We start from the raw sequence: 13,478 nt of genomic DNA, 5'->3' as shown, positions 1-13,478 counted from the left end.
AAAAATGTACATGATTACATTGACATTTATACGTTTCCCTCTTCTCCATTCCTATTTGGTCACATTGAACCCTTCATTGTGACCGTTTCCCTCTATTCCTTTGCTGCTTGGTCACATTGAGCCCTTCATTGTGACCGTTTCCCTCTTCTCCATTCCTATATGGTCACATTGAGCTCTTCATTGTGACCGTTTCTCTCTTCTCCCTTCCTATTTGGGCACATTGAGCCCTTCATTGTGACCGTTTCCCTCTTCTCCATTCCTATTTGGTCACATTGAGCTCTTCAGTGTGACCGTTTCTCTCTTCTCCATTCCTATTTGGTCACATTGAGCTGTCTAATGTGACTGTTTTTCATTTTTGACAATCCGTGTTCTTTCCCCCCCATAGGAATAAAGAGTAGTAGAACGTCCCCTATATTTCACGCTACTAGGTACTTAGAATCATATTCTGCAATAATATTAATATCTTGATATATTCGTAAATGAATTAATATCTACCTGTTCTTTTTCTGTAAGACTACTATGTTAAGCTAGTCCACAAGATGAAAGAGCCAATGGGAGGCAAAGAGAATGAAACAAAAAATCGTATCATTAGTTGCAACAGCGGCAATCATCACGGCGGCCGCAACAACTGTACAAGCAGAAGAAGTTACTGTTAAGAAGGGCGACACGCTTTGGGGATTTTCACAAGATTATGGTGTATCAGTGGAATCAATTAAAAAATGGAATAATCTTTCAAGCGATCTAATCTTTCCGGAGGATGTGCTAACTGTTTCTCCTTATATCACCGTTAAGGTAAAGAAGGGTGACACACTTTGGGATATTGCACAAGCAAATAACGTTTGTGTCGAGGATCTAAAGGATTGGAACAACCTAACATCAGATATCATTCATCCTGGTTTGAATGTAAAAGTATATACAGAAAAAGAGACTGTGTCGAAGGAACAACCAAAACGAACAAAGGTCACAGCAACCGTAACAAATAAGGGACAGGCTATCGAGAACACTCAAACTGAGGCTGCAACTCCTGCGCCACAAAAGGAAGAGGGTTCACAAGCTGTCTCAGTTAAAAAAGAGGCTAAACCTGCTGAAGAACCAAAACAAGAAGTAGCTCAAGCTAGCAAGGCTCCTGAGGAAAAAGAAGAAGCAAACAAAGTGATTACCGTAGAAGCAACGGCCTATACAGCAAGTTGCGAAGGCTGTTCAGGGATTACAAGTACTGGAATCAACCTAAAAGAAAACCCAGATGCAAAGGTCATCTCCGTTGACCCATCTGTCATTCCACTTGGTTCAAAAGTACATGTAGAAGGATATGGCACAGCAACTGCAGCTGATACTGGTGGAGCCATCAAAGGCAACAAAATCGATGTATTCATTCCAGATCATGATGACGCTGTGAAATATGGTAGACAACAGGTAAAAGTTGAGATTATTGATTAATAGATCAAAAAAAGGAATCCAAATCTGGATTCCTTTTTTCATTTCTAAATGTATTCTCTTTTGAAGATAAGGGTACTCCCCCTTTACCTCGGTGTCTTACAATTTGGACATACTTCTTCGCTTGAGTCGTGTTGGGTACCGCAATGACGGCAAAATACAATTCCTCCTAGAGTAGAGGGGGCCGCTTGTTTCGGTGCGGCTCCCTCTCCCTTTGCATGAGGTTCTTGTTGGAGGGACCTTTTTAAGTCCCTCATTCTCCCGAACAAAATGATGACGAATACCATTGTGATGAGATTCAACACCACTGAAGCAATTAAGAGCCATAGCATTAGAGTGGATTCTTCAACCATTGGATTATCCTCCTATCGCTTCATTTCCCGCATCTTCTTGTTTCCGCTGGTTACGGAATACGAAATACGCCGCTATCGAGAGGCCTAGTGCACCAATTCCGCCAATGCTCCCGGCGAATAATGGAGTATTGTTATACCAACGAACAATTGGGTTTGTTGATACGAGAAGATCATCTACTTCATTAATCAGTTCATTTCCAGCTGCATCCACAGCCACAACCTTTACCTCTTGCTTCGAGTTAGAGCCTGGCATTGTAAAGGTAAAATTCTCGCCTTCTACTGCATGCTCTACTTTTCCGCCGTTCAAATAGATGGTTGCATCTTCAAGGACAAGATTATCCTTAATGGACACTGTCACCTGTTTATTTTCAACTGGGTACTGCTCGCCACTTTCAATATCAAGCGGTACAATGACTGGCGCTGTCTTATCAATTCCGAAAGAAATTTCCGCTTTCTTCGATTCATCAATCGTTTCGTTGATATTTCCTGCTGCGTCTTCTGAGTAAAGCGCTACAGTATAGCGACCATCGTTGGCAAACAATTCTTTATTGATTACATACTTGTACTGACTCCACTTCCCGGCACCGCCAGATTCAGTGACTGTATAATCAGTTCCTTCAACCAAGTCAGAAGGAGTTCCGTTTTTGGTTACCTTCACGCCAATGGTCTCCGGTTTCAAATTGTCTACGTTAGTCTCAGTTAAAACAATATCTTGCTCTTGTTGAACATACTTTCCATCAATGCCTTTCAATGATTCATCGAACACATACACAGAACCAAAGCGGTTGACAGAGAACATAATGGTTTTGGTTGTTTCATTGCCTGCAAAATCAACAAGTGTTGCGGACAATGTATAAAGGTCATCTACTTCTTTTTCATTTTCGAAGTTGGTAAACGTATAAACCTGGCCATTTTCGGCATTTGCATAGGCACCAGCCAGCGCTACCGGCCCACGATTGGCTCCTGTTAAGCTAATTGAAACAGCCTCTTTATTAAAGTTTTTATCAGAATAAGCGATCACTGGAGCAACGTCGCCGTTATTCGCGGATTGATTCTCAACTCCTGTGATGGTTAGTTCAGGAGCCGTTTGGTCTACATAAAACTCGTCCATCTGATAATCAGCAGCAATATTTCCTGCTTTATCTGTATAGGCAATATCAAAGCTATACAAAGCATCGGCTGAATACTGAATGGTTGCGGTATGAACATCGCCTCGTGAACTCCAAGAACTCACACCTGGGAATGCTACTCCATCGCTTGCAGTACCTGATACCTGAATACGACCTGTTTCAAAATTATGCTCGGTAATCGTAATCGTGGCCGTTCTACTTGCGTTGTAATAGTTTCCATTTGCTCCAGCATTGTTGTTATAGGTGACACTAATTTCAGGCTTGGTTTTATCAAGGGTAAAAGTATCTTGTTTGAATGCTGCCGCTTGATTGGCTGCATCATCTTTATACTTGATATCAAAAGTATAATCGCCATCCGCTGTGTAACGAACAATCGCTGTATGTGTCGTCTTATCTGGGTCATTCTTATTAACCTTGCTTGTCCACCCAAGCAACTTTGGCGTTGCTCCATCTTTATTGGTGATCAAGTATTCAACATCTTTCGGACTAAAGTTTCGCTCCGTCACGACAATTGTTGCTGTCCGATTTTCCTGATAAAAATCATCAAACTCTGGGTCAGATGAATTGTTATCATACGTCACATCAATGGTAGGAGCGGTTTTGTCGATGCTAAACTTTATTTCCTCTTCTGATGTATTTCCAGCACGGTCCGTCATTTTTACTTTTAACACAATATCATTACTGTTATGACGAACCTGGATGGTTTTCTTCATTTCCGTCACAAGGTTTTTATCGGTCTTCGTTTGTTTCCATCCTTGTGTGTCACTACCTGCTTGATAGGTGCGGTCATTATTGATTAGAATCTTGCCTTGTTGGTTTTTACCGGTATCATAAGGAGCAATGACACTCCATTCAATTTCGCTAAGACCTGAATAAGAATCCATCACCGTTAGGTCTACGGTTACGTCTTTATTATATAGCTCAAGGTCTTTACTATCTTTATATGATGTTTCAGCTTTATCAAACTCAATATTTGTTTCTTTCGAATGCTGAGCTTTATCCTCAACAACGGTACCATCAGGTGTTTCAAATGCACCACTGTTGTTGACATGGTCCGTTGCCTTGGCAAATATTTGTCCTTTGAAAGCCTTTGGAACATCGAATGTTACAGTCCCATTCGTCGTAATAGGGACGATCCTGTCAATGGCTGTTTCGGCAATTTCTTGAAGAGAGCCATCCTGTTTGACAGCATAATAAGTTCCTTTGTCATGATCCTTTAAATAGATGGTCATCGATTTGACTCCACTAGTGAACTCGTAATCTACTTTTGGATCTTCGGTAACGACCGTTACACGAGTTGGCTTATTAAAATAATAGCCATATTCAGTAAGCTCCATCTCTTTATTAAGCTTATCAACCTCTGCGGCTTCACTATACTTGCCATTCTTTTCTTTCGTTGCAAACGTAAAATCGGTAATGATTGGTTTGGTTCGGTCGATATAGACGGTTTCTTCTGCAGTGTTCTTATTTCCAGCATTATCAAAAACTTCTAATGAAACCATATAGGAACCATTTTTATTAGCCAATTTCTTATTGGTAGCAATTGGATAAAGAATCGGACGATCCTGCTTTAGTGCTTCCTCAGAATAATCATGAGCAATTTCTTGGTTGTTGATAAAAATGGAATCCGAACCGATTCCAGATTCTGTATCTTCCACAACAGCCTCAAACGTCACATCCCCATTGTATTGATTGCCTCCATTTGAAGAAACAGTTGAATCAGGAACAACCGTAATTTTCGCGTTTGGAGCATTTTTCTCAATCATCACTTCTTGATTTTCTGAAACAATATCAGAGTTGTCTTTGGACACCTCGTAAACTTCTTTATGATTAACCATATCGACAACTTCTACATTAAAAGTTCCTTTAAACTGGTCAACATCCAATGTAAACTTGGCAATACCATTTTCAAGATCTACGTCTTTTGCTTCAATCTGTGGAACACTAGCATCACTAGAGTTCAAGACAATCGACTTAAGACCAGAAACATCATCTACAGCCTTCACGGTCATTTCTACTTTCTTATTAAAGAAAGTTCCAAAGCTTAGATAATTGACGACCTTCGCCCATTTCTCATCATGAATCAGTTCAAACGAAATGGCTTTGCCATCATCATTGACAAGTGTTGGAGCGTTTTTATCGATAAAAATTTTCTTCGTTACCTGAGACTCATTTCCTGCATTATCAAGTACGAATACAGAAAGATTGTAAGAGCCATCTTCGTTTATCTTTTCAATAAAGTCACTCGTATTATAGCTATAGGTTAACGGTTCAACTTGTGCATTCTCTTCCTTAAATAAATCATAGCCACCGTCAACAAGCTCACCATTTATTTCAACTAACACTTTATGAAGACCAGATTCTCCATCCTCAACGTTCACATCAATTGAAACATCCTGATTGTAGTAGCCCTCATATCGATCTTCGCCTTCATTTACCAGGATTTCCACAGCAGGAGCTTGTTTATCAAACATAACTTCACGATTTTTATCTGAAAGGATGTTTGAATTATCACTTGTTACTTCGTAAGGTTCTTTATTGTAGTTATTCACATGATCCGTCAGAACAACTTCAAAGGTTCCTTTAAACTTGTCATCATCAAGATGAAAGACTGCAACACCGCTTGCAATGTCTGATTCCGCTTGATTTAAGGTTGGAACAATCTTCTCACTTACGTTTCCTTTTGAGTCTCTAGCAATCAAGAGGATGTCCTTCATCCCTGAGGCATTATCCACTGCCTTAACAGTCACTTTAATTTCTTCGTTAAAATACGTTCCAAACGTAAAGAAGTTTACTAGCTTTGCACCCCAACTATGCTGAACTTCCTCAAAGACAACCGCATTGCCATTGGTTTGATCAAGTGTTGGCGCATCCTTATCAATCTGGATTTGAACAGTCTGAACGGTTGATTCATTCCCAGCCTTATCCTCTGCCCAAATGCTGTAAATTCCTTGGTAATTTTCATCTACGGTATCAAACGTATACTGTTTCTTTTCAGCATCGTAGGTTGCTTCCAAAGTGGTTTCAGCGGTGGCGTTGTCTTTACTGCCTTTCGTGTAATAGACTTTATCAATTCCTGCTGAATACGTAACATCCTCATATTGCTCAGAAATGTCGTTTGCTTCAAGCGTGACGGTGACGGCGCCATTGTACCAACTAGGTTCAGCTGAAACTGTTTCATTATTCAATTGAATATTGCTAACTTCTGGTTTCTTTTTATCCCATAACAGCATGAGCGGCTCTGTTAAGTGAACAGAAACGACATTTTTCCATCCATTTGTTTTCACTAGGAATTGATGAATCGAGTAAGATTCATTCAGGGAATATCCTTTTTCCCACCCAATAAAATACCTAGAAAAATAGTTTTCATTCAGATTGAGCTTATTAAATGGGTCAACAGGGTTAATTTTTACATGTGTATCCTTTGAATACACTTGAACATGCTTGCCCTTTGCTCCTTCTAAGATAGGATCTTCAATTAGGATTCCACTATCAGGTGTCATCTCAGTAGACAAATAAGTCTCCCAAGAAGCCTCTAATACCGGCGCTTCCTCAAACTCTACGACGATTTCCGTATCCTTTGTGATAGGATTCACGGTATAAGTAATATTTCCAAAGTCATCTTCTTCAAAGGTCGGATCATTCTCGATATCAGAAGAAACTACCTTATCATTTACTTTCAAGGATGCCACACGGTACCCGTCTAAAGGTGTCATACTTACATTCACGGGACTTCCATGATGGACGTTCACATGGCCATCCTCATTATTGAGTGTGACCAACCCATTCCCACTAGGAACAGCTGCCTTAACGTCATAGGTGTTAAGGGTAAAGGTCACGGTTACGGTATAATCCTCTTTGACCTTTTTAAATGGATACTTGAACCCATTAATTCCTTCTGGGTTCTTTACTTTTTCTAGCCTTGAAAAGTCCGTGATGGTTTCTTTATTTTCTCTTCCATCCTCAATCTCCATCCGTTCAACATGATAGCCCTCGTTCGGAAAAACGGTGAAAAAGGAGTCTTGATCATGAAGAACAACGATGCTTCCACCCGCAGAATTTAGGATTTGATCCTGATTGTCTTTTATCACACCGTTCTTATAGCTGTTAAAGGTGATCGTATATTCTTTCACACTAAACTCAACGTGAATTTTTGTATCATTTGAAACAACCATTTTATCTTTAAAGAAACGGTTTTCTTTAATCTCTTTTTCTTTCTTTTCACCATTATTCTCGATGGCTACAGTCTGAATCTCGAAACCATCTTCTGGGATAATTTCAACCTCAACTTCTGTTCCCGCTTCGATCGCAACACCTTTTCCAGCCTCAAGTTCAACTTCATCTCTGTTATTTGGAGGAGAGATTTTGACCTTTCCTGAGCCTGTTTGTACTAGTGAAATAGAATGAATAATTGGGGTGAAAACAACATGAATTTCGGTATCTTTAGAGATTGATAGTGTATCCTGGAACAACTGCTTATCCGAAACGATTTTTTTCTCTTTTTTCCCCTTTGAAATGATTGTGACCGACTCTATTTCATAATACGTTTTAGGAGAAACTTTTACGGTCACCTCATCTCCCTTTTCCACCTTTATAGGTCGCTTATATTCTTTATCATTAATGATGACGTTCCCTGCTCCTGTTTGATGGACAGAAACATAATGGTTCTCAGGCACTGGTGGAGTAGGTTCCTCTGGGGTTGTTGGTTCTTCTGGTTCTTCTGGTTCTGTTGGCTCAACTGGCTCCTCCGGCTCAACTGGTTCCTCCGGGTCTGTGGACCCTGGGTCTTCAGGGTTCTCTGGGGCCGTTCCTTCACCTGGATTCGTTGGTTCCTCTGGTTCTGTTGGCTCAGCTGGCGTTTGGATTGCGTCCACTTTTATTGGAGGATTTTCTGTCGCGATATCGTAAACATAGGAATCCGTCGTTCCTTCCCTTAATCCCTCTAATAAAAAGGACTTTTCGCCAATCGTAAAGGTAAAGTCATTGTTTTCAGCAAACCTAGCTTTCGTTAGTTCATTGAATTCTACCTTTCCATTTGCATCTGTCGTTCCTTCCTCGTAGAAAGGCTTCTCGACAGCGTTATTTTCATTTTCAACCGTAACTTTTTGATTTGCTACAGGTACCCCATCCTCAACGATTTGCAAGGTAAAGACCTCATTTTGTGCAAAAGCTTGAATGAACGCACCAAATGGGATGCTATAGCTAACGAGCAAAATGGCAAGAATCGCTGACAACATTCGCGTAGCTGTCGATTTCCTCTTTGTAAGCATTTCTCATTTTCTCCCCTTAAAACGAAATTAATGAACAGGCTAGTTCGAAAAAGACTTGTCCTTTTTTCTCATATGGCCTCGTCCGTGTGAATGATCTTGATGTCTTTCACCATTGTAAATTCAACGACTGGCTCGTTTATTTTTTCCTTCTCAAATTCTCCTGTAGGATTTAGCACAGTTGTACCATAGTTGTCTGTCAAAACCTCTGTACCCTGGTCGATGAGTACTTCGGTGCCTTGGTTTTGTACATCAAATTCCTCGTCAAAAAGTACATCAGTGCCTTGAGCTTGACCCTCGGCTTCCACGTCAATGAGTACCTCGTTGCCTTCAGCTTGACCCTCGGCTTCCACGTCAATGAGTACTTCGGTGCCTTCAGCTTGACCCTCGGCTTCCACGTCAATGAGTACCTCGGTGCCTTCAGCTTGACCCTCGATTTCCTCTTCTACGAGTACCTCGGTGGCTGGCTCTAAAACCTCTGTACCTTCATCGACTAGTACCTCTGTCCCCCAACCCCCCAGCACTTCTGTTTCATTGCTGGTCAGGACTTCTGTTTCAGATAGCCTGTACTCTTGTCCTGCCATTAGCTGACTTTGTTCCTCTAAGCTGTTTGGCTTTCGAGTCAGCTTCATCGCTGATGGGTCTTGATTCTCGAGCTTTTTCGACTTCGGGTTTAGTGCCCTTCCTGTCAAAACTCGTTCTTCTAGCCTTTGCGACTCTCGGTTTAACGCCATTCCAGTCAAAGCTTGTTCCTCTAGTCTTTGCGACTTCCGATTCAGCGCCATTCCTGTCTGGCCTCGTTCCTCTAGTCTTTGCGACTTCCGATTCAGTGCCATTCCTGTCTGGCCTCGTTCCTCTAGCCTTTGCGACTTCGGTTTTAACGACATTCCTGTCAACCCCCGTCTCCCTGTTCGAGCATTCACCGGCTCCGTTAGGGATCCTCGTTCAAGATTAAATGCACTAGGCTGATGTCGCTTTTGTCCTGACATGGCATTCTGTTCACGGATTTCCTGAATCTGTTTGGCTGCTGTTCGACCAGATAAATCGCCAATAATTGCAAGAATTCTCATCTTAAAAAAGAGAATACAGGTTACGATGAACAGCGCTCCTGCAAGGGAGTATCCTATGATGGATAACGTTAGCCATGTTCTTGCATCCATACGAATCCCCCTAAATCTTTCGATATGCATTATCAACTGCTTTTTGTGTGACTAAAAAGCGATTGATGACATCGGTTTTAATCTGTTCCGTTTTTTCGGCAGTCACGTCCACATTATTGGTATTTTGCTTCACAGCTTCCATCACAGCACGAATATCACTTTCCTCAACGCCGTCTAATTTAAACTTCCTTGCATACGTTTCAATTGAGAACATGGTAAGTTTATAGAGTTCCAGTTTGACCATTTCATTTTCATCTGGATTTTCATCTACTAGCTTAATGAGTGCCTTTATATTCTCCCAATAAGGAAGATACTGCCCTTTATCAGAGGCCTCTTCAATTTGGAGGGTAATCTCCTGATTAAACTTGCCAATATCTCGATAAATGGTCGCCATTTCGTAATAATCACGATCCTCCGAGCCGTAGCGAACTGCATCCTCAAACCATTGAATGGAGCTTTTCATTCTCGTTATTTGATTATCACTATCTCCGGTTTTCCCATAATCATAGTAATACCAATAAGCTTTTCCAACTTCAAAGGCAAGGTCGGCATAATCGGGATTTTCACGAAAATCAATTAAATGAGCATTGATTTTTTTCTTAAACTTTTCTTCTTCCTCAACCGTGAACGCAGCATCGCTTTTAAAAACTGCTATCAAACCAAGATATGCATCGTTGACAGTTGGCTTAATATCAATCGCCTGCAAGTAATAGTCTGTTTTCGTCACATCATTAGCAGCTTTCTCTGCCATCTCAATGTGATGGGTGTAATCATCATTATTGGTTTGAATATTCATCACTTGACCAAGCACTCCCACACCCAAGGATAAAACCGTGGCTCCAGCTACAAGTCCAAAATTCCGCAATTTGGCTTTTTGCTTGAGTCGGTAAAGGTCATCCACTTCTTCATAATGGTGCAGGGCATATAAAAGCTCTGCACACGATTGATAACGGTCTTCCGGATTTAGCTGGGTACATTTCTGAATGATTCGCTCCAATCCTCCTGATAATTGAGGATTCCAATGACGAATTGGATACAACTCATATGGAGGTTCACAAGGGTTTTGTCCCGTCACCAGGTGATAAAGGGTTACACCGAGGCAATACACATCTGTGCGTGGGTCCGTTTGCCCTTTTCCACCAAACTGTTCGGGAGCTGCATAGCCTTTTGTCCCCAAACTCACTGTATCTGCAAGGTTTTGCTCTTTGTATTCTCTGGCAATCCCGAAATCAATAAGCTTTAAATTGCCATCTGGCTTTAACATAACGTTAGCTGGCTTCATATCGCGGTAAATGATCGGAGGAGTACAGGTATGCAAATAATCAAGCACTTCACAGATTTGCTTGGCCCAATCAATCACAAGTTCTTGTGGCTGTGCACCGTATTCTTCAAGAATCTTGCTTAAAGGCTCGCCTTCAATATAGTCCATGATGACGTAAATGAAGTCTTCATATTCGATAATATCCACAATACGCGGCAGGGACGGGTGGTCTAGTTTTTTTATCATATTCGCTTCCGCAATCGCACTTTGGAAGATGATTTCATTGTTTTTATCTCTAGCCTTTTTTTCGATTTCTTTTACTGCCCACTGCTTGTTTAGACGCTTGTCCATCGCAAGGTAAACCTTTGACATTCCACCTTGCCCAATCAGCTTGAGTATTTCATATTTCCCTTCTACAACAGATCCTATTGCAGCCAAACCCAATCCCCATCCTTACACAATTTTCATAAGCAAAACCGATATATTATCGGTTTCCTGTCTTTGCTTATTCAGTTCCACTAGTTCTATCGCTTTTTGCCTCATTGTTCCTTCATCATTTAAAACACTTGGAGAAAAAGCGTTTCTGATTTCTTCTTCTGTAATCATATGACGGAAGCCATCTGTACACAGCATAAATACCTCGCCTGGAACCGGTCTACTGTATAGAAATTGTGGCTCCACCACTTTTGAAGCACCAATGCATTGAAGGAGAACATTTCGTCTTGGATCGAGTTTGGCTTGTTCCCAAGTCATCCTACCTCGCTTAACTTCTCTCCCTACTACCGTCTGATCTTCTGTCATCACCTCAAGCTGCTGGTGAATTCGGTACACTCTCGAATCTCCTACATGCCCAATCAACAGAAATTCTGAACCAATTAAGAGCAACGCAGTCCAAGTCGTGCCAAGTTGAATGTTTTCTTTACGGCCATATTCCGCAATGCGCTGATTTTGTTCTTTGACAATTCGATTCCAGCGATATTGAATATCTTCATAATCCTTGGTGGTAAGCTGTGAGGGAAGTTCCTCTTCAAACCATGCCGAGAAGGCGTTGACCACACTCGCACTAGCCACTTCGCCTTTTGACAGACCGCCCATGCCGTCGCAAAGGACCGCCAACACGACCTTTCCTACCGAGGTATCCGCGATTTTCAAACACAAGCTATCCTGATTACTTGGCTTTTTAATTCCCTTATCTGTATAAGCTGTGGCTAAAACGTCCATTATTAGTACCTTCCTTGCTATTGCTCTTTTCTCACACTAGGTTGCTTTTGAAATTAGAGTATGAAGTTGAGCTTTTTATGAACTGTAAAAGAGTTACCTCTCGAAACGATACCTGCAACTTTCTTATCTTGCTACCAGCTATAGGCCCTTAATAAAGCTTTACGAACACAGCCTATACGTAAAATACAAACTCTTCATTGGCCAGCTTGATTTTAGAGCCGGAGAAAATTTCTACCTGTATTTCTACTGGAATAACCTTGCCATCCACATACGTTTTATTGGTTGAATTATGATCGATAATATAATAACGATGATCTTTTGTGAGAATGTCCGCATGACTGCGGCTGATTGCATTGTTATTGGAAATAAAATAATCACAAAACTTACTTTCCTTGCCGATTCGGAAAGAAGGTTTATCAACGCTGACTTTTTCCTGCGTTTTTTCTCTGATTAAATAAGGATAAGTTGGCTCCTCAAAAGCATCGCCACCAAGAACCGTAGTACCAGAATAATCCTCTGCACCTAATAAAGTTGTTCCACTATATGACTGTGTGCCCGCTCCTGTTTGATTGAGGGCTTTTTCGTCCTTCTCCTTAGGCATTGGGGTTAATGCTGACCCACAGTTGCTACAAAATCTTCCTCCTACACACTCCTGCCCACAGGTTGAACATACCTTCGTTTGTTGAACAGTTGATGCAGGACGTAATGGGTTATAGGCGATGTTTCCAGAAGTACCAGTGGCACCAGTCGTTTTCGGTGCACTAACAGACCGCTCTCCAAAGCTAGTAGATCCCGAGGGAAGATAAGATTTATTCTCCACCTTTTTCCCCAACAGTTCATAAACGAGCTTTTCGAAACTATTAATAGAGAATGGAGTTTGCTCGCGAAAATAGCCTAGGTATCGGCTGACATACTCATGGTCTTCGTGTTTTGTAAACACAACAGAAAACGGTAGTTCCTTGAAAAACTCATGAACAGAATAACTGTTTTGATTGTTAACCATCGGCCAAAAGATGCACTGTATTTTTTTCGTCCTCGGGTCTAGAAAAATGGCTTCCTCATCTAGCATAAGGTTGCTTACATTCATATGATTCTTTTCGCATTCCTTTACAATCGCAACCAGTTGGTCAACAACGCCTAAAAACATTTTTTTACTGACAAGACTAGTAAAATAGGATTTTAACGACATCATCCCTTCGACGGAGCTTTTGATGACAATCCCCTTTTTACCTATTTCCGTTTGAACAGGAATGAGACTATCAATGAAGCCCCTCGCGATTGCATCTAGCTCCCGCTCATTAATCGCTTCAGGCTTGGTCAACTTATTCATCACAACATATTGATTTTCGCTTTGTTCGATTGTTGTTCTTCCCATACCGTTCTCCTACTAACAAAAATTCTAACTTTTTTTGGTATAGCACTTTCATACAGCACTTTTTCTTGCTTCTTTGCCAATTTGGTGCGCTATGAACCTTTCATGCAGCACTTTTTCTTGCTTCTCTGCCGTTTTGGTGCGCTATGAAACCTTCATACAGCACTTTTTCTTGCTTCTCAGCCATTTTGGTGCGCTATGAAACCTTCATACAGCACTTTTTCTTGCTTCTCAGCCGTTTTGGTGCGCTATGAACCTTTCATACAGCACTTTTTCTTGC

Annotated in this window: 7 protein-coding genes; 1 reads left to right on the top strand and 6 read right to left on the bottom strand. The window is 41.2% G+C overall.

Annotated elements, in window-relative coordinates:
- Positions 1–567 precede the first annotated feature (567 nt).
- Positions 568–1,437: a LysM peptidoglycan-binding and 3D domain-containing protein gene (locus tag H0185_RS23615; protein ID WP_221876035.1), complete on the top strand. Its 870-nt coding sequence runs from the start codon at positions 568–570 to the stop codon at positions 1,435–1,437.
- 83 nt (positions 1,438–1,520) lie between these two features.
- On the opposite strand, the gene H0185_RS23610 is transcribed toward H0185_RS23615, so the two are convergent.
- The 6 genes from H0185_RS23610 to H0185_RS23585 form a co-directional block, all read right to left on the bottom strand.
- On the bottom strand, positions 1,521–1,787 hold the full coding sequence (locus H0185_RS23610) for a hypothetical protein (protein WP_221876034.1): 267 nt from the start codon (positions 1,785–1,787) through the stop codon (positions 1,521–1,523).
- A 4-nt stretch (positions 1,788–1,791) separates the two neighbouring features.
- On the bottom strand, positions 1,792–8,187 hold the full coding sequence (locus H0185_RS23605; protein ID WP_221876033.1) for an Ig-like domain repeat protein: 6,396 nt from the start codon (positions 8,185–8,187) through the stop codon (positions 1,792–1,794).
- Positions 8,188–8,255: 68 nt separating this feature from the next.
- Positions 8,256–9,344 carry a hypothetical protein gene (locus H0185_RS23600; protein WP_221876032.1) on the bottom strand — a complete coding sequence of 363 codons (1,089 nt, stop codon included), beginning with the start codon at positions 9,342–9,344 and terminating at the stop codon, positions 8,256–8,258.
- A 10-nt stretch (positions 9,345–9,354) separates the two neighbouring features.
- Positions 9,355–11,043: a serine/threonine protein kinase gene (locus H0185_RS23595; RefSeq protein ID WP_221876030.1), complete on the bottom strand. Its 1,689-nt coding sequence runs from the start codon at positions 11,041–11,043 to the stop codon at positions 9,355–9,357.
- Positions 11,044–11,058: 15 nt separating this feature from the next.
- Positions 11,059–11,826: a PP2C family protein-serine/threonine phosphatase gene (locus tag H0185_RS23590; RefSeq protein WP_221876029.1), complete on the bottom strand. Its 768-nt coding sequence runs from the start codon at positions 11,824–11,826 to the stop codon at positions 11,059–11,061.
- A gap of 172 nt (positions 11,827–11,998) precedes the next feature.
- Entirely contained in the window at positions 11,999–13,201 is a 1,203-nt protein-coding gene (locus H0185_RS23585; RefSeq protein WP_221876027.1) for a DUF6382 and FHA domain-containing protein, read from the bottom strand.
- Between the last annotated feature and the right edge of the window lie 277 nt (positions 13,202–13,478).

Source organism: Mesobacillus maritimus, from assembly GCF_019749255.1.
GTDB lineage: Bacteria > Bacillota > Bacilli > Bacillales > Cytobacillaceae > Mesobacillus_B > Mesobacillus_B maritimus_A.
The sequence above is the reverse complement of the archived record's forward strand: the minus strand, read 5'-3'. Positions and strand labels throughout refer to the sequence as shown.

Bases quoted from the DNA above. Each gene is read 5' to 3' on its own strand.
- H0185_RS23615 (WP_221876035.1), top strand. From the start codon at position 568: ATGAAACAAAAAATCGTATCATTAGTTGCAACAGCGGCAATCATCACG.
- H0185_RS23610 (WP_221876034.1), bottom strand. From the start codon at position 1,787: ATGGTTGAAGAATCCACTCTAATGCTATGGCTCTTAATTGCTTCAGTG.
- H0185_RS23605 (WP_221876033.1), bottom strand. From the start codon at position 8,187: ATGCTTACAAAGAGGAAATCGACAGCTACGCGAATGTTGTCAGCGATT.
- H0185_RS23600 (WP_221876032.1), bottom strand. From the start codon at position 9,344: ATGGATGCAAGAACATGGCTAACGTTATCCATCATAGGATACTCCCTT.
- H0185_RS23590 (WP_221876029.1), bottom strand. From the start codon at position 11,826: ATGGACGTTTTAGCCACAGCTTATACAGATAAGGGAATTAAAAAGCCA.
- H0185_RS23585 (WP_221876027.1), bottom strand. From the start codon at position 13,201: ATGGGAAGAACAACAATCGAACAAAGCGAAAATCAATATGTTGTGATG.